This window comes from Marmoricola endophyticus (genome assembly GCF_014644415.1).
Classification (GTDB): Bacteria; Actinomycetota; Actinomycetes; order Propionibacteriales; family Nocardioidaceae; genus Marmoricola; species Marmoricola endophyticus.
In genome coordinates this window covers 3,310,765-3,331,445 of sequence record NZ_BMKQ01000001.1, presented here as the reverse complement: position 1 = coordinate 3,331,445, position 20,681 = coordinate 3,310,765, and the positions used below count along the sequence as shown (strand labels likewise).

The window sequence follows — 20,681 nt, the reverse complement described above, 5'->3', positions numbered from 1 at the left end:
GGCATGAGCGCCCCGACCTACGACACCCTCCTCGTCGACCTCGACCCCGACGGCATCGAGACGATCACGCTGAACCGCCCCGACGCGCTGAACTCGTTCACCGTCACGATGGCGCGCGAGCTGGAGGCGGAGTTCCGGCGGCTGCGCACCGACGACGCAGTGCGTGCCGTCGTGGTGACCGGCGCGGGCAAGGCGTACTGCGCGGGGATGGACCTCTCCGCCGACGGCAACGTCTTCGGGCTCGACGAGGACGCCGCACCGACCGCGGCCGACCTGCGCGAGCACCTGACCGAGGAGCCGTACGAGTCCGGCGTGCGCGACACCGGCGGCAAGGTCACGCTGGCCATCCACGAGTGCGACAAGCCGGTGATCGCCGCGATCAACGGCGCCGCCGTCGGGATCGGCGCCACGATGACGCTGGCCATGGACGTACGCCTCGCCTCGACGAAGGCGCGGATCGGGTTCGTCTTCGGCCGCCTCGGCATCGTGCCGGAGGCGGCGTCGTCGTACTTCCTGCCGAGGATCGTGGGCCTGCAGACGGCGCTGGAGTGGGTGTACGCCGCCGACATCCTGAGCGCCGAGGAGGCCCTCGAGGGACGGCTGCTGCGCTCGGTGCACGAGCCCGACGAGCTGCTGCCGGCGGCGCTGGAGCTGGCCCGCCGCTTCGTCACGAACCGCTCCCCCGCGGCGCTCGCGATGGCCAGGCGGCTGCTGTACGCCGGCTCCGGGTCCGCCCACCCGCTCGAGGCGCACCGCCGCGACAGCCTCGCCATGTGGCACGCGTCGGTCGGCGACGGCAAAGAGGGCGTGGCGGCGTTCCTCGGCAAGCGCGACCCGGAGTTCACCGGCCGCGCGAGCGACGTCCCGGACCTGGGCTGAGCCTGGGCCGGGGCACCGGTCGTACCGTGGCTCAGATGACGACGCTCACACCCGGCCCGGGGGCGTTCGCCGCTCCCGGTGGCGACCTCGCGTACGAGGTCTGGGCCGGGACCACCGAGCCGGTCCTCGCCGTGCACGGGCTCAGCGCCCAGCGTCGGCTGTGGGACTGGCTGCGGACCGAGGACCCCGACCTGAGCCTCGTCGCGCCGGACCTGCGCGGGCGGGGCGACAGCGTCGGCGTGGCCGGGCCCTCCTCCGTGGTGCGGCACGCCGAGGACCTGGTGCTGCTGCTGGACCACCTCGGCCTGGACCGTGTCCACGTCGTCGGGATGTCGATGGGCGGGTTCGTCGCGGTGCACCTGGCCGTACGACACCCCGAGCGGGTGCGGAGCCTGGTGCTGGTCGACGGCGGCTTCCCGATGGCGGCGCCCGACGGGCTGACGAGGGAGAACGTCGCGGCGGCCTTCGCGGACCGGACCGGGCGCCTCGAGCGCACCTGGACGTCGGTCGAGGAGTACCGCGACTACGTCGTTCCGGCCACTGCGCCGCTGCTCGACCCCGCGGACCCGCTGCTGCTGGACTACCTCGCCCACGACCTCCGCGAGGGTCGGGTGCGACTGGACCAGGACGCGATGGTCGCGGACGCGACGTCGGTGTTCTTCGGCGAGACGCCGTGGCGGGACCTCGAGGTGCCGGTGCGGTTCCTGCACGCCCAGTGGAGCACCGGCCGCGACACCGCGCCGGCGTACCCACCCGACCTGGTCACCGACTACGCCCCACGCACCGTGGAGACGGTCGGCGTCGACGGGGTCGACCACGCCGGAACGATCATGACCCCGACCGGAGCAGCCGCCGTGGCGGCACTGCTCCGCCACGCCCTGCAGGAGCCGGAGACCCGATGACCACGACCGCCCCGCCGAGCGCCCTCCTGGAGGCCCTCGGCCGCGAGATCCCCGCCGACCGCATCGTCACCGACGCCGACGTCGTGGCCTCGCTCGCCCACGACGACGCCGAGTGGGCACCGGTCGGGGCGGCGGCCGTCGCACTCCGGGCACGCACCGAGGCCGAGGTCTCCCACGCGGTACGGGTCTGCGCGGACCTCGGCGTCGCGGTGGTCCCGCGCGGCGCCGGCACGGGCCTGTCCGGCGGCGCCAACGCCGTCGACGGCTGCCTGGTGCTCGACCTGTCCCGGATGAGCGCGGTGCGCGAGATCGACGCCGACAACCTCGTCGCCGTCGTCGAGCCGGGCGTGGTCAACGACGACCTCAAGGCCGCGGTCGCCGAGCACGGGCTGTGGTACCCGCCCGACCCGGCCAGCGCCCCCTGGTCGACGATCGGCGGCAACGTCGCGACCAACGCCGGCGGCCTGTGCTGCGTGAAGTACGGCGTCACCCGCGACTACGTCCTCGGGATGCGTGCGGTGATGGGCGGTCCCGCCGGGTACGGCAGCGCCGTGCGGCTGGGCCGACGTACGGCCAAGGGGGTCGCGGGCTACGACCTGACCGCCCTGATGGTCGGCTCGGAGGGGACGCTCGGCGTGGTCACCGAGGCGACGCTGCGGCTGCGCCCGGCCCCGACCCAGCCGCCCCGGACCGTGGTCGGCGCGTTCGCCTCGCTGGTGGACGCCGGGACCGCGGTGGCGGAGGCGACCCGGCGCGGGCTGACGCCCGCGGCGTTCGAGCTGCTCGACCGCGCCTGCCTGCAGGCCGTCGAGGACTGGAAGCACCTGGGCCTGGAGGCCGAGGCGGAGGCGCTGCTGCTGGCCCGCGTCGACACCCCCGGCGCCGGCGGCGACGAGGAGGCGCAGGCGCTGCTCGCGGCGTACGACGTCGGTGGGCCGCTGTTCTCGATGGTCTCCTCCGACGCCGACGAGGCGGAGGCGCTCTTCGCCGCCCGGCGGCTGGCCTACCCGGCGCTGGAGCGGCTCGGACCGGTGCTCACCGAGGACGTCTGCGTCCCGCGCTCGCAGGTGCCCGAGATGCTGCGCCGCCTCGTGGACATCGCGGCGCGCCACGACGTCACGATGGCGACCATCGCCCACGCGGGTGACGGGAACCTGCACCCGCTGCTGATCACCCCGCCCGGCGACGACGCGGCCCGCGAGGCCGCGCAGGTGGCGTTCGAGGAGATGCTCGACGCCGCGATCGAGCTCGGTGGCACCGTGACCGGCGAGCACGGCGTCGGCCTGCTCAAGCGCGACGGCATGCGCCGCGAGCTGGACCCGCTGGCGGTCGAGCTGCAGCGCGCGGTCAAGCAGACCCTCGACCCGCTCGGGATCTTCAACCCCGGCAAGGTGCTCTGAGGGCCCCGCCCGGCTCAGCCTGCGGTCGGGGTGGTCCGCAGGGGCTTGCTCGTGGTCTGGTCGTCGTACGACACGGCGCCCTTCTTCACCGGCGTGACGCCGAAGGTGAAGGTGAGCGGCTTGCCCGGCTGGGAGAGCACGGCCTCGGCGAGCGAGATCGACTCCCCCGGCTTCACCGGGTACGACTCCTCGCCGTAGGTCGGCTTCTGGATGTCGCCGTGCAACCCGTAGCCGTCGATCAGCGTCGGGTCGACCAGCACGTCCTGGGTGTCCAGCTTCGCCTTGCCGAAGGCGAGCTCGTGCTCGACGCCCAGGTTGCCGATGGTGACCGGCGCGCTCCCGGTGTTGGTGAGCACGTAGTCGAGCACGATCAGCGGGTCTCCCTTCTTGATCTTCGGAGTGGACTGACCGACGTCCGCGAAGGTGCCGTCGCTCGGCGAGTCGAGGCTGTCGACCTGGTAGACGGTGACGGCGAGCTTGCCCTTGCCCAGCCCTCGTCCGGCGACGGTGGTGGAGCCGAGCTTCGTGCCTGCGTACACCGCGGGCTCCGCCCAGCTCGGCGTGCTGCCGGCGGCCGGCGTCGCGCTCGCCGTCGGCGACTGCGTGGGCTCCTCGCTCGGCTCCGCGGACGGCGAGCTCTCGCTGGCGGTGGCGCTCGGGCTCGCCGAGTCGCTCGCCTCGTCGTCGCCACCACCGCAGGCGGTGAGGGTCAGGCCGGCGGTGAGGGCCAGTGCCAGCAGGGACAGCGTGCGTCGCATCAGGAAGCTCCCGAGATCGAAACGGTGGAATGGGACGAGTCGGGCAGGAGCGTAGCGCCCGGGCGGCTCGGCCTCGCATCTGCCATGATGGTGCGCGAAAGGGAGTAGTCCCCGATCGCTGCGTCGACACACTGAGCCTCGGCTCCGGTGCAGCGGGCCAGGCCCTCGGGCCGGGCGGACGAGACTTTCGACCAGATCACCCACCCGTGGGCGTCCTGGTCGAAGGGCGTCCGCACCTCCGCGGCTCTCCTCGGCCGGTCCGCCCGGCTAGGAGCCTCGATGTACGCCTTCCTGCTCAGCACCGCCGTCATCTTCGTCGCCGAGCTCGGCGACAAGTCCCAGCTGATGGCGATGACGTTCGCCTCGCGCTACCGAGCTCGAGACGTCCTGCTCGGGATCACCGTCGCCACCGCGGTCGTCCACCTCGCCTCGGTGGGCATCGGCGCGCTGATCGGCAACGGCTTCTCGGAGTACCAGGGCGTCATCTCGATCGTCGCCGGTGTCGCCTTCCTCGGCTTCGCGGCGTGGACGCTGCGCGGCGACGAGCTCACCGAGGAGGAGGCGTCGAAGGCGCGCAGCGCCACGGGTGCGGCGATCCTCGCCGTCGGTGTGGCGTTCTTCCTGGCCGAGCTGGGCGACAAGACGATGCTGGCCACCATCACCCTCGCCACGCAGGAGGGCTGGCTCGGGACCTGGATCGGGTCGACGGTCGGCATGGTCGCCGCCGACGCGCTGGCCATCGTCGTGGGCGCCGTCCTGGCCAAGAGGCTGCCGGAGAAGGCCATCAAGTACGGCGCGGCCGCACTGTTCGCGCTCTTCGGCGTCGTGCTGGTCCTCGAGGGCGCGGGCGTCCTCGGCTGAGTCAGGTCCGCAGGATGCGGATCCGCCGCGGGTGGTCGGGCGATCTCTCGACGTGGTAGCGCCGGTCGTGCACCAGGGTGTGGTGCCGGGCGCAGAGCAGCCTGCCTCGGTCGACGCTGGTGTGACCTCCGAGGTGCCACCGGTCGTCGTGGTGCACGTGGCACATCCCGGGCGGGCGGTCGCAGCCCTCGGCGGTGCAGCACTGGTCGCGCAGGGCGATGGCGAGGCGCTGGGCCTTGGTGTGGAAGCGCGCCTGCCGTCCGAGATCGAGGACCTCGGAATCCTTGCCGAGCACGGCGGGCACGACCGCGGCCTCGCAGGCCATCCGGCGGGCGGTCGCGGCGGTGATCGGCTCCCCGGTGTCGAGCCAGGCAGGCGTCTCGGTGTCGCCGAGCAGGTCGCCCATGGTCATCGTGACGACCACGGTCGCCGCGAGGCCACCGCTGGCGGGCAGCTCCTGCTCGGGGTAGTGGGAGACGTACGCCGCGAAGGCCTCGCCCCGCCCCCGCGGCGTCGAGACGGCAACCGGCTCGAGCCCTTCGTGGCGGCGGTGAACCGGGGAGGACAGCGCGAGCAGCGCACGCTCGAGCATCGCGCCCTCGGCCTCGGGGATCGTGAAGCGGCCGTAGCAGCGCCCGTGCCCGTCGCGGGTCATGGTGAAGCGGTGGTCCTGCGCTGCGGCTCGCTCCTCGGCCTCGAGCTGCCGGCGCAGGTGCTCCTCGGCGATCTCGGGCGCGACCACCTCGAGGATGGTGCGCCCGAGCCGGCGCAGCCCGATCGCGTCGAACTCCCCCGCGTAGTGGACGAGCTCCTTCTCGGCACGCTCGGCCAGCCCCGGCTCGAGGTCGTCGGGCAGCGCGTCGACCGCGCTGACGATCACCCGCGCCTGGTCCTCGGCCACCTCGCCGCGCGCCATCGCGGACCGGGTGGTCTCGTGTGCGTCGAGGTCCCCGGCCAGCACGGAACGCCGCCGTCCGTCAGGGCGGGTCTGCCTGGTCCGGTACGCCCACCAGACCGACGTGCTCGTCGCTCCCGCCGCGGCAGCACGGTCCTCGACCTGCGTGGTCGCGAGGACGCGGAGCTCCAGCTCGGCGAGCTGCGCCCGCAGCGCGGAGATCCCGTCCAGCGCGTCGACCAGCTCGTCGCCCGACGCCGACCACAACCGGTCCTCAGCGTGCGCGGCGACCTGCGCCCGCATGCCGGAGACCAGGTCGTTGATCGTGCTCATGAGGCTTATTCAAGCGGTCGGCACCGACAGATTCTGTACGGATTTCAGAACTGTGGAGAAGCCCTTCGCTTTCCCTGCCTGTGGATTGGGAACGGACGCTTCTAGAGCGTGATCGAGTTGCGTCAGCAGGAGCCGTTGACATTCGACGGTGCGATCAGATCGCCGACCCGGGACGGCGGACCGGGCACCATCGAGCGCGCGGGATGGATGCCTTCGGCACGCCAGGACGGTGGCCCTACGTCCCCGCCGCTCGCTCATACGCGGCGGATTGACGCGGGATTGCCCTGTGGCCGTAGCACGACCGACAGGGCGCACGAGCAGTGGCGCGATGGCGCATCGTGTGCATTCGAGCTCGGCAGTGGCAGGTTCTTGCCTGACCGCCTGCCGACCGCGAGCGACCCAGCGGGATAGACGACTCCGACCACCACGCCATAGTCACCGAAGAACGTGCCGAACGGGTGAGTGTTATGCAGAATCGGACCGGTGCCCACCAACGAGGCGCTAGTCAGCTGCACCCAAGACCTTGCGGGAGAGTGATGCCCGACCACGCCGATGTGAGAGCGAGTCTCGACGGCGCCACGATGACGCTCCTCCTGCAACTCGCGCGCCAAGCCGTTCGCCGACACGGCTCGCCACCTCCGCACGGCCACGCCACCTGGAACGACGACGCGCACCGGGAGCTGGTCTCCGAGGTGTACGCGCGCAAGGAGCAGTTCGTCGAGAAGGCCATCGCCACCACGGCCACCGACCGCGACCTGGAGCTCTATCTCCTCACGGCGTTCGAGAACGTCTTGCGTGACCAAGCCCGCGAGACCGAGCGCGGCAAGCTCATCGAGCGGCTCAAGACCATCTTGACCCCGCTGCCCCGGTTCGTACGGGCCGTCCAGCCGCACAACGCTTGGCGGCTCGACACTGCGCCCGATGACGTCTGGCAGGGCGACATCGGACATCTCATCCGCGCCGCGTCATCGCTGCGCCGCCTCGCGGTCACCGCATGGAACACCTCAGGCAAGACCCCCGGACGGACTCTCGATGCCATCGTCCGGGTGTGCGACGCCGCCCTGAGAGAGGCCAACGGGAAGGTGGCGGACCCAGACCTGGCTCAGGTAGTCCAAATTTGTGTCGCGGCCGCCCCGCTCGAGCCCTCCCGCATGGAGCACGCCACCGACTCAGATGACCTCGCCACCTTCGAGGCCGCCAGCCCGCCCGATGGACTGGCCGACCCTGACGAACCCACCCCCGACGACGTTGCCGAGGTCATCTGGCGGGTCATGGCGCACGATGAGCGCCGTGCGATACCTCACCTAGAAAGTGCCCGCGGCGTCGCCACTGCACTCGGGCTTCCACGCAGGACAGCGGCTGCGGTTTCGGAGAGCGCACGCGCCAAGATCCGGGACGCGACCGCCGCCGAAATACAGGCTGCGGTCCTAGATGCCCTCGTCGAACGCTCCCATGCCTACACCGCAGCACTCGAAGGAGAGTCGCTGTGACACCCCCCGAAATAACCCGTCCGTCCACCATGTGGCCCCCGGTGCCACCGCGAACCCCCCGCCAGGACGCGAACCTCGCAACGAGAGGAGGACGCTCCCGATGACCCCACCACCCGCGACGCCCTCGAACTTGGGCCGTTCCCTTGCTCAGGCACGACAGGCTCATGCCACCCCGACACCCAGCCCGGGCGACCTCTGGCGTGCCCGCTGGAACGACCAGGCCGGCGTCCTCTTGGTGCTCGACAGCATCACAACGCCCCGCGGTGCCGAAGAAGGGGGCTCGCAAGTCAATCCGGGCCACCTAATCCGTGTAGCGGCGGTCAGCCTGGACAGCGACGCGGACGAGACCGCAGCGGTGGCCGCCGCCGAGACGAACACGCTTCACCTCGAACTGGCGGTCTGGGTCCGCAACGAGGCCACCGTCCCTGTCCGGGTGCTCGACTACAAGCTCGGTGAACTCACAGCAGACCTCATGGACCTGCCCCCGGGAGATCTGAATTGGGGCGCAACGGACCCGCGAACCATCGCTCGAGCGCGGCAGCGGGACCTGCTCGACCTGCTGGCGGAGGCCGAGTGGGCGCCGAGTGGCACCGGCAACCTCGACCTGGACACCGTCTTGAAGGGGGCTGACCCGCGTGCCGTAGCGGCTGCACTTGGGTCGGTTCCGCGCGCTGCCGCCCTACGCCGCGGACAAGTCGACCTTTCCCAAGCGGAGGCCAACAGTCTCGCCGAAGTGCTACAGGTGCCCGCTGCCACTCTGTTGTCGGCAACCAACCCACCGCTGCCCGAGGACCTGGTCGCAGCGATGGACTTGCCCGAGGTCCGTTCACTCGTTCACCGACTCGCAGCACGCCGCGACCAGGACGAGGTCGAGACCTGGCGGACAGCCGCCTACGGCGTCCAGGCACTCGCCGCCCGCGAGCACAACCGCCGGGACGTCCGCTGGTCGGCTCGCATCATCGCCTACTTCGACGCACAGCTCGGCGAGCAGCGAGGACCAGACCAGTGATAGCAACGTCAGCCGGCACTCCGCGCCGCAGCGAGGTGCAGGCACAGGCGCAGGCGATGGTCGAAGTCGCCCACTCCTACTTCGGTGCCGACCTCGACCGGTTCCGGACCGACCCGTGCGAAGCGCTCGACAGATGGCCCGACGTTGCGTTGCAGCTGGTCGAGGAACCGGAGGACGCCGCTGACCGGGACGCCTGCAGCGTCGCCGGCGCCTACATCGAGACGGGGCCCGGCGGCATGCCCGTCATCCAGGTCGGGCTCGCAGCGAGCCCCGGCCGCCGCGCCTTCACCGCACTGCACGAACTCGGCCACCATCTGCAACGAACGACCATCGACCTGGTTGAGGTCATCTGGAACCAGAACGCCGGCGACCTCTTCGAGGACCTCGCCTGCGACGCGTTCGCCGCCGAGATGCTCCTGCCCGACGTCGAGGTCAGCCGCTACATCGACGACGAGGGCCCGACCACCGACGACATCATCCGGCTCTTTCAGGCCGGGCCGGCGTCGCGCTCCGCAGTGTGCGTCCGCGCTGCGCAACGACTACCTGCACCCGGCCTGGTGGCCCTGCTGACCAACGAAGGTCAGGTGTTCTTCTGCTCCACCCACAACCTCCCGCCGCTGCGCCGCGGAAGCAACCAGTCCGCAGACCCCGTCCTCGAGCGCGGCTTGACCAACGGCCGCAGCAGCGGACGGGGCCACTTCACCTACCGTGACGACATCCGCGGCCAGGAGCTGTTCATCCAGACCGCCGCGTTCGACGGCGACTTGCTGCTCGCCGTCGCCGTCACCGACAGCGCACCCTGGGAGGACTTCGCCCTCCCCAGCCGCGACGCCGGACCCCGGGCGGCGACCTACGAGTGCGCCGACCTCGCGTGCGGCGCGACCTACACCAGCTGGGAACAGCGATGCCCGCGGTGCGCGGTGCCGCCCTGCACCGAGTGCGGTCGATGCGCCTGCGTCACCACGACCGCCGAACGGCAGTGCATGTCGTGTTTCCTTGTGCAGCCGTCGGCCGGGTTCGTCGGCGACCGCTGCGACGACTGCGCCTGAGAGACCCCGGAGCGCAGGCCGACCTCCGGCGTCAGCGGCGGGACCTCCCGGCGACGCCGAACTGTCGGTTATGACTGACACGGTGGTCATCGGGATGGCCCGGTCACCCTGGGCGTCCTCGGCGCGTGCCACTCGCCGAGATAGCCCGTCCGTCCCTTGCAGAGGCCCACACGGCCAAAACACGACAAGGAGACGAATCATGGCAGTACAGCACATCGAGACAAGCAGCCCCTTCGGCAGCGCGCCGACCATCGAGGAGGTGCTCGAGCACGTCCGACGCCACATCCAGGTCAGCGACGACGAGCTCGCAGAAGCGCGTCGCCGACGAGACCTCATCACCGCCGCCCTTACCGGCGAGTTCCCCGGCAGTCGCACCTACGTGAACGGGTCCGTCGCCCACGGCGACGCCCTCGACCCGCTCACCGACATCGACCTCGGCGTCGTCGTCGCCGAGGCCAAGGACACCCACGGCCCCGGAAAGAAGGGCTGTGCCGACCTTCAGGAGCGCGCAGCGGGGGCCATCCGCGCCGCGCTCGAGGACGAGTTCCCCGACCTGCGTATCGAGTGGAAGAAGCGCCATCGCTCCATCCTGGTGCGCTTCAGCAAGGCCGTCGCGGCGGGCCAGGCCGACTTCACCGCCGACGTCATTGTCGCCATCGAGCACCCCACCGGCGTCGGCCTGTTCATCCCCAATCACGCGACCTGGAGCCGCTCCCACCCGGAGCAGCACACCAAGATGGTCCGCGCGGCGAACAAGAAGACGTCCTACACCTACGCGCGCACCGTGCGACTCCTCAAGCACTGGAACCGCAAGAACCAGAAGCCGCTGTGCTCCTGGAACATCAAGGCCCTCGCCCTCGGCTGCCTCACCAAGCCGATGCCCTTGGCCACCGCGATGCTCATCTGGTTCGACTACGCCATCGCCGAACTCGACAAGGGCCTCACCGAGGACCCCGCCGGCGTCGCCGAGAAGCCCATCGGCCTGAACGACAACCGCACCGCCGTCGTGGACCGCCTCCGGCGCGCCCGCGCCCGCCTCGCCCGCGCCGTCGAGCTCGAGAAGGGCGGCTACCCGGTCCAGGCCCACGAGGAGATGGCTAAGTTCTTCCGCGACGACGACATCCTTCCCGGCCCCGACCCGTACGAGGTGACCGCGGAGACCGCCCACAAGTTCGAGACAGACCGCCGCAAGTCCATCAACATCCTCCCCGGCCCCGCGGCCGCCGCGGGTGCGGCCGGTGTCGCCACGGCCGCGAGCACCGCAGCCGCCGCAACGCCGGTCGTCGGGCACCGCCCCGAGCAGCGCACCCCCAGCACCCGCTCCTGGGGGACCCGATGACGCGTCCGGCGCACCCGCGCTCCCAGGTCCGCAGCCCGCAGCGACCGACCAGAGCCAAGCGCGCCTGGTACGGCACGGACCTCGACTTCCAGGGCCCGCTCCTGCGCGACATCGGCGCCCACGACGAGCACGCCGGCCTCATCTCAGAGACGCTGACCGGCCCCAGCCGGCACCGCGGCCGTGACCGCGTCTGGACCATCCACCACGCGGGCCTCGACGTCCCCGGGCGCAAGGACCCGGTCCCCGTGCGCATCGAGTTCCATGAGAACCCCACCTACCCCACGTTCGAACTCGACCCGTGGGACTTCCCGGCAGTGTTCGCCGACCCGGGCGCCGAGTCCAAGCACCGCCACAACAACATCGATGCGCTATGCCTGTGGTTCCCCGGCGACCCCGTCGACCGTCGCTGGCACTACACGAACGGCCTCGTCGCCCTGCTCAACCTCACCCGTAACCACCTGCTCTTCGAGCAGCACTGGCGCGCCACCGGTGGACACGGCGGACCTGGTCGCCAGGAGGGGACCTGGATGGGCGACGAGGCCCCCCACGACTACCTCACGGCCCTCGCGGAGGCGTCCTAATGGAGGTCGTCACCTACGTCACCGCAGCCCTCTTCCCGCTGTTCCTCGGGCTAGGTGGCTTCACCTGGGCGCAGGTCGTGGTGCTCGCCGGCGCCCTCATCGCCGCCACCGGCGTTGGCGCCACCCTGCGAGCCAACGCGAACAGCGCCCGACGCCAGACGCTGACCACCCTGTACGGCGACGCTCTCGGCGCCGTCTCCGGCTACCTCGAGGGGCCGTACCGCATCCTGCGCAAGGACGGCGAAACCTCTACCAGGTTCGCCCTGACCAGCGGCATGTCCGACGTCAAGACCAGCATCGACCACCACCAGGCGCTCATGCGCCTGCACGCCGACCCGGTCGTAGCCGACGCCTACGACCACTACGTGACAGTCGCCAAGATCGAAGCCGGCGCCCAGATGCACATCGCCTGGAACGCGCCGCCGATCAAGCGAGACACCGACGTCAACCTGCACAACCCGCTTCCGCGCGCCAACACCGACAGGGCCCTGAAGGTCGTTGTCGAGATGATGCAAGCCCACCTGCGACGCCGCTGGTATCACGCCGCGACCCGCCAGCGCTTCCGTAGCGCCGCCCGCGCGGTGACCGCCGCTGTCGAGGCCCGCGAGCTCGAGGAAGCGGACAGGGCCCGCCGCAACGCCCAAGCCGATGCCGAGACGGCGCAAGCAGGGCAAGACCAGCCAATTGATCGTCTCATCGGCGGCGGTCGAGCGGTCCGCTGGCTCGTGCATCAGGGCCGGCGCCTGGCCAGGTGACGATGATCGTCTCTCGCTCGTTTCGCGGAACTTCCTAGGTGTCGACGATCCAGAATCGAATCAACCACGTCATTATGGGCGGAATGACTCGCAAGGAGTTGACCGAGACAACTTGACCAAGACGATGGGGACCCGCCGTTCCGCCGCCCGAACAAGTCACAGCGCCACTTCCAGCTTCTCTCGCGACCAGGCGAGCACCGGCGTCCCTACGCTGACCCGATGACCTACCACCTCGTCGACGCGACCGACATCGACGCCGGCCCGGGACCGCACCCGGCGGCGAGCCCGTACGACAAGCGGGTGAGCGAGGCGCTCCGGCTGGAGAACTTCGAGGTGTACCAGGTGGAGCTGCCGCCCGGGGCGGAGACGGTGCGCCACGACCACGCCGACGACCGGGTGGAGGACATGTACGCGGTGGTGCGCGGCAGCGGCTGGGTGGTGGTCGGCGGCGAGGAGGTCGCCGTCGGTCCGGGGCAGTTCGTCGCGGTGTCGCTGGAGTCGGCCCGCTTCGTCCGGGCGGGCGAGGAGGGTCTGACCCTCATCGCCGTGTGCGCGTAGCCGGCCTCAGTCGCGGGTGATCGCGTCGACCACGGCGTCGACGGCGTGCGGGGCGAACGCGATCGTGTAGTGGTTCGTGTCCGGGACCGTCGAGACCTCGAGCATCGGCTGCGCGGCAGCGGCGGCCTCGACGACGTCGACCGGCAGCAGGCCGCCGGGCTGGTCCTGGAGACCGCGCTCGACGCAGAGCAGGCGGGCCGGCACGGTGAGCCCGTGCACGGCGGCGTCGATCTCGGCGCCGCGGGTCAGCAGCTCGCGCCCGGAGACGCGTACGGCCTCCAGCACGGCGCGCGCACGGACGCCACCGTCCGTGGGGAGAGCGTCGTAGCGGGCGTACGCCTCGATCGCCTCGGTCCAGTACGGACCCAGCGCGGGGTGGGCGCGGAAGGTGTCGACGTACGACTCCTCGTCGGCGAAGACGTGCGAGAGCCGGTCCAGCGCCGGGCCGAGCGTGGCCGCGAGCGCGGCGTCCGGGTCGACATCCGGCGGCACGGGAAGCGCCAAGCCGCCGTCGAGCAGCACCAGCCGCTCGACGAGGCCCGGGAAGTCGCGCTCGACGCCGACGGCGACGTACGCCCCCAGCGAGTGACCGGCCAGGACCCGCGCGCCGGTGGCGCGGACGACGGCGGCGGCGTCGGCGGCCAGCCGCTCGGCGTCGTACGGCGCCCCCAGCTCGCGCGAGTGCCCCCGGCCGCGCATGTCCACCGCGACCAGCGACCAGTCCTGCGGGAGGCGCTCGCCGACCGCCGTCCACGACGCCGCGTTGGCGGTGATGCCGTGCAGGGCGACGCAGACCTGCGCACCGCTCCCCCACCGCAGCGCTCGCAGTGAGCCACCCTCGACCGCGACCTCGAGGGGCTCGAGTGCGGTCATCGCAGCGTGCGGGCGAAGAGCGCCTCGAGCTCGGTGAACATCCGCTCGGCGCCCGCCTCCTGGTACATCGAGGTGTCGGCCATCGTGTAGCCGTGCGGCGCGTCGGCGTACACCTCGTTCTTCGCGGTGAGCCCGGCGGACGACAGCGCCTCACCGAGAGCGGCGACCGCCTCGGGCGGCATCGAGTCGTCGTGGTCGGCGTGGCCGTAGACGAACTCCGCCCGGGCGTCGGCGAGCTTGGCGTGCGGGCTCTGCGGGTCGTCGGTGACCAGGCCGCCGCCGTGGAAGCCGCCGACCGCCGCGATCTCGTCGGGGTGGTGCGTGGCCGCCCAGGTCGCCAGCCGCGCACCCATGCAGTAGCCGGTCACGCCCAGCGGGCCGTCGCTCACGCCGTCCAGGCCGCGCAGGGTCGTGACGTAGTCGCCGAGGTCGGCGACCGCCCGGTCGGGCGTCACCTCGGCCATCCGCGGCCCGACCGTCTCGAAGAACGCCTCGCGGGCGCCCGGCTGGGTGAGGTCGACGTCCGGGCTGGTCTCGGCAGCGGTGCCGGAGCGGTAGAACACGTTGGGGGCGAGGACGACGTACCCCCAGGAGGCGATCCGGTCCGCCATCGAGGCGATCTGCGGGCGCAGCCCGATCGCATCGATGCAGAGCAGCACGCCGGGGCCGGAGCCGGAGACGGGGCGGGCGACGTACGCCTCGGCGGTGCCGTCGGCGGCGGGGATGTCGGTCAGGTCCATGGGTGCCATGACCTCGACGTTATGCCCCGCCGCCGACGAGCCTCAGGCCGCCTCGGGTGCGCGGAGCAGTGCTCCGCTCCAGGTCCGCCGGGCGGTGCGGACGGCGACGGTCACCCAGGCGCCGACCAGACCGACGTACAGCAGCGCGGCGGCGACCACGAGGAAGTCCGCGCCGGTGGCCACGGCCAGGCCCGACGTGCCCGTCACGACGGTGCCGACGGGGAAGGTGAAGCTCCACCAGGTCAGCGAGAAGGGCATGCCTGAGCGCACCGTACGGACCGTGATGGCGCCGGCGATGGCGAGCCACAGCATCGCGAACCCCCACATCGGCACGCCGTAGAGCAGCCCCATCGCGCGGAAGGCCGTGCCGTACGGAGCGGGCAGGATCCCCGGCGCGCTCTGGCCCAGGTTGTGCGCGGCGGTGATCGACTGGCCGAGCGGGCCGAGGACGATCCACAGGGTGGGTACGGCAGCGGCGGCGCCGACCTTGTGGTGCACCAGGCGGCTGTAGAGCAGCGTGATCAGCACCAGCGAGATCACGATGGTCAGGCCGAACATCATCGTGCAGGCGAGCTGCAGCGCGAGCCGCGGCTGACCGGCGGGCACGTGCGGCAGCAGCAGCGGGCCGGTGGCCGCCGAGACCATCGGCGGGACGACCGGCATCAACCAGCCGCCGAAGGCCGAGTCGGCCTTCACCTCGTGCCGGGTCATCGCCTGGTACGGCACCACCACCGCGGTCCACAGCCCGAGCAGGGTGCCCGCGGTCCAGAGGACCAGGTCGATCGCGACTGCTGCGGAGAGACCGACCACCGGCACGCCGACCAGGAGCGCACCGGCACCGACGGTCATCAGACCCATCGCCGGAGCGCCGTAGAAGTGCGACATCACCGGGTTGTGCAGGTGCCCCCTGGCCTGCTCGGTGTGCCGGACCCAGTGCGAGGCGGTGAGCGCCAGAAGGACCATCAGCCACACCGAGTCGAGGATCCAGACCCCGCGAGCGGCGGTGAGCAGCCCCGGCAGCCGGTCCAGCACCGACGGAGGCAGCGGGGCGGCGGCGTTGGCCACGATGCCGGTGCCCATGACGGAGGCGTACCAGTTCGGGCTGACGTACCCGTCGGGGGCGTGGCCGCCGAGCCGAGTGAACGGACGCGGCAGGACGTGGTCTCGGTCGAGGGTCGCGCTGGTCATGACACTCACTGTGCCCGGGGCAGGGCACCGGCAGAACCGGGTTCGTGCCTGTGCTGCCACAGGTCTGGCCTGTGCTCAGGCTATGGTTCCTCCTGTGCCCCACGTCCCCGACCTCGCCGGCCTCCGGCTGCTGGTCGCCGTGGCGCGTACGGGGTCGATCGGCGGCGCAGCGCGGGAGCTGGCCGTCACCCAGCAGTCGGCCTCGGAGCGGCTGCGCGCCGTCGAGGCGCAGGTCGGCCTGACGCTCGTACGACGCGGGGCGCGCGGGTCGAGCCTGACCGACGAGGGCGTCGTCGTCGTCGAGTGGGCCTCGCAGCTGCTCGAGCTCAGCGAGGAGATCGAGCACGCCATCGCGGGCCTGCGCTCCGAGCGCAGCCGCGAGCTCGCGGTCTGGTCCTCGATGACCGTCGCCGAGAGCCTGCTCCCCCGCTGGCTGGTCCTGCTGCGCCAGCGGCAGGAGCGCGAGGGACACGTGCCGTCGGCCACCAGCCTGCACGCGGCCAACTCCGCCGAGGTGGAGGCGGCCGTGACCGACGGGCGCGCGCACGTCGGGTTCGTCGAGGGGGCCACGGCGCCCGAGCACCTCCGCTCCACCGAGGTCGGCCGCGACGAGCTCGTGCTCGTGGTCGCGCCCGGGCACCGGCTGACCCGGCGACGGGAGCCGGTGCCGGCCGCGGAGGTCGCCGCGCTCGACCGCACCAGCCGTGAGCAGGGCTCCGGCACCCGCGGCGTCGTCGACGCCGCCTTCGAGACCGCGGGCGTCGAGGCGCTTGCCCCGGCGGTCGAGCTGAGCACGGCCGCGGCGGTGCGCGAGTCCGTCCGCGCCGGCAGCCCACCCGCCTTCCTCAGCCGCCGATCGGTCGAGCGCGACCTCGCGGCCGGCCAGCTCGTCGAGGTCCCGACGACCGGCCTGGACCTGCGCCGCAGCCTGCGGGCTCTCTGGTCCGGCTCGGCCCAGCCGCCGGCCGGACCGGTGCGCGACCTGGTCGGCATCGCGCGTACGCACACGTAGCGTGGACGCATGAGCGACTGGCGGGACCTGGCGGCGGTGGGCCTGATGCTCGACGAGTGCGAGACCTGGGCGGTCGTCGGCCTGTCCGGCGACCAGCGGCGGCCGGCGTACTCCGTCTCCGCCGAGCTGCAGCGCCGCGGCAAGCGGATCGTCCCGGTCCACCCGGACGCGCCCACGGTGCACGGCGAGCAGGGGTACGCCACCCTGGCCGACATCCCGTTCCCCGTCGACGTGGTGGATGTCTTCCGCCGCTCGGAGCAGGCCGGGGAGTACGCCGACGCCGCGGTCGCGATCGGCGCGCGGGGCGTGTGGTTCCAGCTCGGCGTCGCCGACGAGGCGGCGTACGAGCGCACCCGCGCGGCCGGTCTGGCGATGGTGATGGACACGTGCCCGCTGATCGAGTGGCGTCGGCGTGGCTGAGGGCACCGTCGGGCCCGGCGGCGACCTGTTCGTACCGCCCGGGCCGGGCATCCCCCAGGGCCTGCTGATCCCGGCCGTCGAGCTCTCCGAGCGGTTCTCACGGTCGTCGGGGCCGGGCGGTCAGTCGGTGAACACCGCCGACTCGCGCGTCGAGCTGGTCTGGGACGCCGCGTCCTCCGCGGTGCTGACCGCCGACGAGCAGCAGCGGGTCGCACGCGCGCTCGGACCGGGCCCGGTCGGCATCACCGCCTCCGAGCACCGCTCGCAGCACCGCAACCGGGTGGCCGCCCGCGAGCGGCTGGCCGCCCGGGTGCGCGAGGCCTTGGCGCCGCCGCCGCCACGGCGGGTGCCGACGAAGCCCAGCAAGGGGTCGCAGCGGCGCCGGCTGGACGCGAAGACCCGGCGCGGGCGGACGAAGTCGCTGCGCGGCCGGGTGCGCGACTAGCGACTAGAACAGGGCCGAGGCCAGTGCGCGCCGGCCCGCCTGCACCCGCGGGTCGTCGTTGCCGACGGCGGCGAACAGGTCGAGCAGGTGGCTGCGCGCCGTGTCGCGGTCGGCCTCGGTGGTGCGGCGCACGAGGTCGACCAGCCGGGTGAAGGCGTCGTCGACGTGCCCGCCGAGCAGGTCGAGGTCGGCGACCATCGTCTGGGCGGCGACGTCGTCGGGCGACGCGGCGGCGGCCGAGCGCGCCTGGTCGAGGTCGACGCCCTGGGTGCGCTGGAGCACCTTGGCCATGGACAGCCCGGCGGTCGCCTCGCTGTCGGAGGCGTTGGCGTCGACGAGCTTCTGGTACTCCGCGACCGCGCGGTCGACGTCGCCGGCGGCGAGCGCGTCCTGCGCCGGCGCGTAGCGGGGGTCGAGCTCGGGCTCGCCGGACTCCTCGTCGACCGGTCCGGCGCCGCTGCGCGGCTGGTGCCGGCCGGTGAAGCCCTGGGTGGCCAGCTGGGTGAAGACCTGGTCGAGCGCGGTACGGAGCTCCTCCAGCGGCACGGCGTCCTGGAACAGCGGCACGGGGCGGCCCTGCGCCACGAGCGCGACCAGGGGCACCGACGGGATCTGCATCGCCTGGGCGATCTGGGGTGCGGCGTCGACGTCGACCCGGCCGAGCAGGAACTTGCCTTCGTACTCGTTGGACAGCGTCTGCAGGTCGTCGGCCAGCGCGACGCTCTCCGGGGATCGCGAGGGGCTGAAGAACGCCAGCACCACCGGCGCGCTCATCGAGCTCTCCAGGACGGTCTGGAAGTTCTGCTCGTCGATCGTCACCGCGTAGGCGCTGCTGGTGCCGGCCTGCGGCGCCGGCGTCGGGGCCAGCCCCGACAGGTCGACGGCACCGGGACGGGAGAACTGCTGCTCGCTCATGGTCTCCATCGTGCCCGATCGCCGTCGCGGTGGATCACTCAGTCCTCGGGCACCTCGTGCACCGCGGCCTCCTCGGCGCTCGCTCCGGCGCCGTCGATGCCGACGTCGGTCGCATCCATGTCCTGGCTCTCGACCACGGTCGAGCCCTCGTCCGCGACCAGCCGGCCCGACCGCGCGTCGCCGACCTCGCCGTCGTCGAGGTCGTCGACGTCGGAGACCTTGGCCGCCTCGGCGTACGGGTCGGGCTCGGGCACCTCCTGGGCCAGGCGCTGCTCCATGTCCTCGCCCATCGCCTCCTCGAGCGGGGTGTTGCCGTAGCCCTGCGCGGCCGACCACCTCTCCGGCGGCGAGTAGCCCTCGTCCAGCGGCTCGGTCAGGCCGCGGTCGTCGGACATCGACTCGCCGTCGCCCTGCGGCTGGTCCTCCGCGTCGACGGAGTACGTGCCGTAGGAGTCGTTGTCGTCGGTGTTGTCACCGGGCTCGATCGAGGCGTCAGTCATGAGCCCAACCGTAGTCACCGCTCACGACACCCCGACGCCCTCACCCGCAGGGAGGTGCTTGCCCGGCGGACGACAATGGGTCGTGTGAACACCAGTGCCCTGACGCACCGGCCCGCCCGGCCGGCCTCGTCCCTGGTCGGGCTGGTCGTGGCCGTCGTCCTGGTCGCGGTGGCCGCCGGCGTCGGAGCACTCGCCTCCTCGTCGGCCGGGTCGACGTACGACTCCCTCGAGCAGCCCCCGTGGGCGCCGCCGGCCGGGCTGTTCGGCCCCGTCTGGACGGTGCTCTACGTCCTCATCGCCGTCGCGGGCTGGCTGGTCTGGCGCAGGTACGGCCTGTGCCGCGCGGTCATCCTCTGGGGCGTGCAGCTGGTGCTGAACGCGCTGTGGACGCCGCTCTTCTTCGGCGCCGGCCTCTACACCCTCGCGCTGGTCGAGATCGCCCTGCTCGACCTCGCCGTCATCGCCACGATCGCGATGTTCGCCCGCCGGACGCCCCTCGCCGCCGTCCTGATGGCGCCGTACCTCCTCTGGACGCTGTTCGCCACGGCGCTCACCGCCGCGATCGTCACGCTTAACTAGCGGCGGCGCCCGAACACCAGCCGGAACGGCACGGCCGAGAAGGTCAGCACCGGCCGGCGCCCGGCCAGGAACCCCAGCGGACCGTCGGCGTCGACGCTCCACCTCGCCCGACCCAGCGCCGGTCGGACCCGCCCGCCGACGCGCGTCTCCACCGCGGCGCCGGCACGCCCCTGCAGCAGCCGGAACGCCAGCGGCACGACGAGCGGCAGTCGTCGGGGACGCATCCGCACCGCGCCGATGCCAGGAGCGGTCCACGACCCCGGGCCGGTCTCGAAGCGGGCCAGCTCCTTCGGGATCGCCCACAGCGCGCGGCCTCCGTCGCGCGAGGCCGGCGAGTCGACCCAGATGTGGGTGATGCTCACCCGCGGGCGCGGTCCACGGCGCACGAGCACGGTGGCCATCACCTCCTCGTACGTCAGCGGGCTCGGCTCGGCGTACGAGAAGAACGCCGCCGCGACCACCGTGCGGCCGAGCACCCGCACCACGCGCGCGCCGGGGGCGTCGGGAACCGGCGCGACTCCCGACGGCAGCAGCCACACCCCGACCACGCAGCGGCCGGTCAGGTGCCACGGCTCGGGCGGGTAGCCGCTCACGGCCGCGTCACCAGCAGCAGGAGCACGTCCGTGAGCGTGCGCTGCGCCTCCTCGCGCTGCACCGTGCCGCGGTGCAGCCACTCCCGACAGGTCGCCTTCACCATCGGCGCGAAGGTGCGCAGCCGGACGCGCAGCGCCGGGTCGTCGGACTGGCCGAGTGCGTCCAGCACGAGCCGTGCAGCCCGGTCGTCGGCCTCGTCGACGACCTGCTGCACGTCGGCGTCGCCGCGCAGGGTCGCCGTGCCGCTGGCGTTGACCCAGTCCTGCCCGTAGGTCGTCGCCGCGTCGAGGATCGCGGACACGGCGGCCGCGGCCCGCTCGGGGAGCGGCCGCCCGCCGAGATCCTCCAGCATCTCCCGGGGCATCGTGACCGACTCGCGCATCACCGTGAGGAACAGTGCGCGCTTGGAGCCGAAGTAGTGGTTGAGCAGCCCACGGGCCACGCCCGCGGCGGCCGCCAGCTCGACGGCCGAGACGTCCTCGTACGGGCGCTCGGCGTACAGCGCCCGGGCCGCGTCCAGGATCTGGCGGCGGCGCGCCTCGGGCTCGAGCCGGGAGCCGGGCGCCACCGCAGTCACGGACGTCATCCTGGGTCGTTGTTGGCAGG

General features: G+C 72.4%; 24 protein-coding genes. 15 read left to right on the top strand and 9 right to left on the bottom strand.

Annotated features, from left to right (window positions below; genetic code table 11):
* Positions 1 to 3: 3 nt before the first annotated feature.
* From IEX42_RS16380 to IEX42_RS16370, 3 genes are read left to right on the top strand one after another with little or no spacing between them, the layout of a single operon-like run.
* Positions 4 to 879: a crotonase/enoyl-CoA hydratase family protein gene (locus IEX42_RS16380; protein ID WP_188780741.1), complete on the top strand. Its 876-nt coding sequence runs from the start codon at positions 4 to 6 to the stop codon at positions 877 to 879.
* Positions 880 to 914: 35 nt separating this feature from the next.
* Entirely contained in the window at positions 915 to 1,781 is an 867-nt protein-coding gene (locus IEX42_RS16375; protein WP_188780740.1) for an alpha/beta fold hydrolase, read from the top strand.
* Positions 1,778 to 3,181, top strand: a complete 1,404-nt coding sequence (locus IEX42_RS16370; RefSeq protein ID WP_188780739.1) for an FAD-binding oxidoreductase — start codon at positions 1,778 to 1,780, stop codon at positions 3,179 to 3,181. Before IEX42_RS16375 ends, IEX42_RS16370 begins: the two co-directional genes overlap by 4 nt.
* A 14-nt stretch (positions 3,182 to 3,195) precedes the next feature.
* On the opposite strand, the gene IEX42_RS16365 is transcribed toward IEX42_RS16370, so the two are convergent.
* Entirely contained in the window at positions 3,196 to 3,939 is a 744-nt protein-coding gene (locus tag IEX42_RS16365; RefSeq protein ID WP_188780738.1) for a hypothetical protein, read from the bottom strand.
* A gap of 147 nt (positions 3,940 to 4,086) precedes the next feature.
* Between IEX42_RS16365 and IEX42_RS16360 the strand changes: the two genes are divergently transcribed.
* On the top strand, positions 4,087 to 4,800 hold the full coding sequence (locus IEX42_RS16360; protein ID WP_229660926.1) for a TMEM165/GDT1 family protein: 714 nt from the start codon (positions 4,087 to 4,089) through the stop codon (positions 4,798 to 4,800).
* A gap of 1 nt (position 4,801) precedes the next feature.
* Here IEX42_RS16360 and IEX42_RS16355 read toward each other — a convergent pair whose 3' ends face one another.
* Complete coding sequence (locus IEX42_RS16355; protein ID WP_188780737.1) at positions 4,802 to 6,028, bottom strand: HNH endonuclease signature motif containing protein; 1,227 nt, start codon at positions 6,026 to 6,028, stop codon at positions 4,802 to 4,804.
* A 581-nt stretch (positions 6,029 to 6,609) separates the two neighbouring features.
* Here IEX42_RS16355 and IEX42_RS16350 point away from each other — a divergent pair.
* The 7 genes from IEX42_RS16350 (at position 6,610) to IEX42_RS16320 (ending at position 12,809) form a co-directional block, all read left to right on the top strand.
* On the top strand, positions 6,610 to 7,518 hold the full coding sequence (locus tag IEX42_RS16350) for a hypothetical protein (protein ID WP_188780736.1): 909 nt from the start codon (positions 6,610 to 6,612) through the stop codon (positions 7,516 to 7,518).
* Positions 7,519 to 7,618: 100 nt separating this feature from the next.
* A complete protein-coding gene (locus tag IEX42_RS16345) occupies positions 7,619 to 8,527 on the top strand; it encodes a hypothetical protein (protein WP_188780735.1) in 909 nt (302 codons plus the stop codon).
* Between the two features lie 56 nt (positions 8,528 to 8,583).
* On the top strand, positions 8,584 to 9,576 hold the full coding sequence (locus IEX42_RS16340) for an ImmA/IrrE family metallo-endopeptidase (RefSeq protein WP_188780734.1): 993 nt from the start codon (positions 8,584 to 8,586) through the stop codon (positions 9,574 to 9,576).
* A 199-nt stretch (positions 9,577 to 9,775) separates the two neighbouring features.
* Positions 9,776 to 10,915, top strand: coding sequence for a nucleotidyltransferase family protein (locus IEX42_RS16335; protein WP_188780733.1), 1,140 nt, complete (start codon positions 9,776 to 9,778; stop codon positions 10,913 to 10,915).
* Positions 10,912 to 11,496, top strand: coding sequence for a hypothetical protein (locus tag IEX42_RS16330; protein WP_188780732.1), 585 nt, complete (start codon positions 10,912 to 10,914; stop codon positions 11,494 to 11,496). Before IEX42_RS16335 ends, IEX42_RS16330 begins: the two co-directional genes overlap by 4 nt.
* Complete coding sequence (locus IEX42_RS16325) at positions 11,496 to 12,251, top strand: hypothetical protein (protein WP_188780731.1); 756 nt, start codon at positions 11,496 to 11,498, stop codon at positions 12,249 to 12,251. Before IEX42_RS16330 ends, IEX42_RS16325 begins: the two co-directional genes overlap by 1 nt.
* A 219-nt stretch (positions 12,252 to 12,470) precedes the next feature.
* Positions 12,471 to 12,809 (top strand): cupin domain-containing protein, encoded by a 339-nt coding sequence (locus IEX42_RS16320; RefSeq protein ID WP_188780730.1) that lies wholly within the window; start codon positions 12,471 to 12,473, stop codon positions 12,807 to 12,809.
* Positions 12,810 to 12,815: 6 nt separating this feature from the next.
* On the opposite strand, the gene IEX42_RS16315 is transcribed toward IEX42_RS16320, so the two are convergent.
* From IEX42_RS16315 to IEX42_RS16305, 3 genes are read right to left on the bottom strand one after another with little or no spacing between them, the layout of a single operon-like run.
* Entirely contained in the window at positions 12,816 to 13,682 is an 867-nt protein-coding gene (locus tag IEX42_RS16315; RefSeq protein ID WP_188780729.1) for an alpha/beta hydrolase, read from the bottom strand.
* The gene (locus IEX42_RS16310) at positions 13,679 to 14,431 is read right to left on the bottom strand and encodes a dienelactone hydrolase family protein (protein WP_229660925.1); all 753 of its coding nucleotides are present in this window, start codon (positions 14,429 to 14,431) and stop codon (positions 13,679 to 13,681) included. The genes IEX42_RS16315 and IEX42_RS16310 overlap by 4 nt, the downstream gene beginning before the upstream one ends.
* Before the next feature lie 33 nt (positions 14,432 to 14,464).
* Positions 14,465 to 15,610 carry a TDT family transporter gene (locus tag IEX42_RS16305; RefSeq protein ID WP_188780728.1) on the bottom strand — a complete coding sequence of 382 codons (1,146 nt, stop codon included), beginning with the start codon at positions 15,608 to 15,610 and terminating at the stop codon, positions 14,465 to 14,467.
* A gap of 94 nt (positions 15,611 to 15,704) precedes the next feature.
* On the opposite strand from IEX42_RS16305, the gene IEX42_RS16300 reads away from it, so the two are divergent.
* Genes IEX42_RS16300 through arfB form a run of 3 tightly spaced genes read left to right on the top strand, consistent with a single transcriptional unit; the run spans position 15,705 to position 17,487 of the window.
* Entirely contained in the window at positions 15,705 to 16,622 is a 918-nt protein-coding gene (locus tag IEX42_RS16300; RefSeq protein WP_229660924.1) for a LysR family transcriptional regulator, read from the top strand.
* A 9-nt stretch (positions 16,623 to 16,631) separates the two neighbouring features.
* Positions 16,632 to 17,042, top strand: a complete 411-nt coding sequence (locus tag IEX42_RS16295; RefSeq protein ID WP_188780726.1) for a CoA-binding protein — start codon at positions 16,632 to 16,634, stop codon at positions 17,040 to 17,042.
* Positions 17,035 to 17,487, top strand: a complete 453-nt coding sequence (gene arfB / locus IEX42_RS16290; RefSeq protein WP_188780725.1) for an alternative ribosome rescue aminoacyl-tRNA hydrolase ArfB — start codon at positions 17,035 to 17,037, stop codon at positions 17,485 to 17,487. The genes IEX42_RS16295 and arfB overlap by 8 nt, the downstream gene beginning before the upstream one ends.
* A 3-nt stretch (positions 17,488 to 17,490) precedes the next feature.
* Here arfB and IEX42_RS16285 read toward each other — a convergent pair whose 3' ends face one another.
* A complete protein-coding gene (locus tag IEX42_RS16285) occupies positions 17,491 to 18,402 on the bottom strand; it encodes a tetratricopeptide repeat protein (RefSeq protein ID WP_188780724.1) in 912 nt (303 codons plus the stop codon).
* A gap of 38 nt (positions 18,403 to 18,440) precedes the next feature.
* Positions 18,441 to 18,902, bottom strand: a complete 462-nt coding sequence (locus tag IEX42_RS16280) for a DUF5709 domain-containing protein (protein WP_188780723.1) — start codon at positions 18,900 to 18,902, stop codon at positions 18,441 to 18,443.
* Between the two features lie 84 nt (positions 18,903 to 18,986).
* Here IEX42_RS16280 and IEX42_RS16275 point away from each other — a divergent pair, with 84 nt between their 5' ends.
* Positions 18,987 to 19,481 carry a TspO/MBR family protein gene (locus IEX42_RS16275; protein ID WP_229660923.1) on the top strand — a complete coding sequence of 165 codons (495 nt, stop codon included), beginning with the start codon at positions 18,987 to 18,989 and terminating at the stop codon, positions 19,479 to 19,481.
* Here the strand turns inward: IEX42_RS16275 and IEX42_RS16270 are convergent.
* Both IEX42_RS16270 and IEX42_RS16265 read right to left on the bottom strand, forming a co-directional pair.
* Complete coding sequence (locus IEX42_RS16270; RefSeq protein ID WP_188780721.1) at positions 19,478 to 20,074, bottom strand: acetoacetate decarboxylase family protein; 597 nt, start codon at positions 20,072 to 20,074, stop codon at positions 19,478 to 19,480. The genes IEX42_RS16275 and IEX42_RS16270 overlap by 4 nt on opposite strands.
* Positions 20,071 to 20,652 carry a TetR/AcrR family transcriptional regulator gene (locus IEX42_RS16265; protein WP_188780720.1) on the bottom strand — a complete coding sequence of 194 codons (582 nt, stop codon included), beginning with the start codon at positions 20,650 to 20,652 and terminating at the stop codon, positions 20,071 to 20,073. The genes IEX42_RS16270 and IEX42_RS16265 overlap by 4 nt, the downstream gene beginning before the upstream one ends.
* Between the last annotated feature and the right edge of the window lie 29 nt (positions 20,653 to 20,681).

Bases quoted from the DNA above. Each gene is read 5' to 3' on its own strand.
- IEX42_RS16335 (WP_188780733.1), top strand. From the start codon at position 9,776: ATGGCAGTACAGCACATCGAGACAAGCAGCCCCTTCGGCAGCGCGCCG.
- IEX42_RS16355 (WP_188780737.1), bottom strand. From the start codon at position 6,028: ATGAGCACGATCAACGACCTGGTCTCCGGCATGCGGGCGCAGGTCGCC.
- IEX42_RS16380 (WP_188780741.1), top strand. From the start codon at position 4: ATGAGCGCCCCGACCTACGACACCCTCCTCGTCGACCTCGACCCCGAC.
- IEX42_RS16315 (WP_188780729.1), bottom strand. From the start codon at position 13,682: ATGACCGCACTCGAGCCCCTCGAGGTCGCGGTCGAGGGTGGCTCACTG.
- IEX42_RS16285 (WP_188780724.1), bottom strand. From the start codon at position 18,402: ATGAGCGAGCAGCAGTTCTCCCGTCCCGGTGCCGTCGACCTGTCGGGG.
- IEX42_RS16305 (WP_188780728.1), bottom strand. From the start codon at position 15,610: ATGACCAGCGCGACCCTCGACCGAGACCACGTCCTGCCGCGTCCGTTC.
- IEX42_RS16330 (WP_188780732.1), top strand. From the start codon at position 10,912: ATGACGCGTCCGGCGCACCCGCGCTCCCAGGTCCGCAGCCCGCAGCGA.
- IEX42_RS16310 (WP_229660925.1), bottom strand. From the start codon at position 14,431: ATGGCACCCATGGACCTGACCGACATCCCCGCCGCCGACGGCACCGCC.
- IEX42_RS16365 (WP_188780738.1), bottom strand. From the start codon at position 3,939: ATGCGACGCACGCTGTCCCTGCTGGCACTGGCCCTCACCGCCGGCCTG.
- IEX42_RS16375 (WP_188780740.1), top strand. From the start codon at position 915: ATGACGACGCTCACACCCGGCCCGGGGGCGTTCGCCGCTCCCGGTGGC.
- IEX42_RS16350 (WP_188780736.1), top strand. From the start codon at position 6,610: ATGACGCTCCTCCTGCAACTCGCGCGCCAAGCCGTTCGCCGACACGGC.
- IEX42_RS16280 (WP_188780723.1), bottom strand. From the start codon at position 18,902: ATGACTGACGCCTCGATCGAGCCCGGTGACAACACCGACGACAACGAC.
- IEX42_RS16325 (WP_188780731.1), top strand. From the start codon at position 11,496: ATGGAGGTCGTCACCTACGTCACCGCAGCCCTCTTCCCGCTGTTCCTC.
- IEX42_RS16345 (WP_188780735.1), top strand. From the start codon at position 7,619: ATGACCCCACCACCCGCGACGCCCTCGAACTTGGGCCGTTCCCTTGCT.
- IEX42_RS16320 (WP_188780730.1), top strand. From the start codon at position 12,471: ATGACCTACCACCTCGTCGACGCGACCGACATCGACGCCGGCCCGGGA.
- IEX42_RS16340 (WP_188780734.1), top strand. From the start codon at position 8,584: ATGGTCGAAGTCGCCCACTCCTACTTCGGTGCCGACCTCGACCGGTTC.
- IEX42_RS16295 (WP_188780726.1), top strand. From the start codon at position 16,632: ATGAGCGACTGGCGGGACCTGGCGGCGGTGGGCCTGATGCTCGACGAG.
- IEX42_RS16370 (WP_188780739.1), top strand. From the start codon at position 1,778: ATGACCACGACCGCCCCGCCGAGCGCCCTCCTGGAGGCCCTCGGCCGC.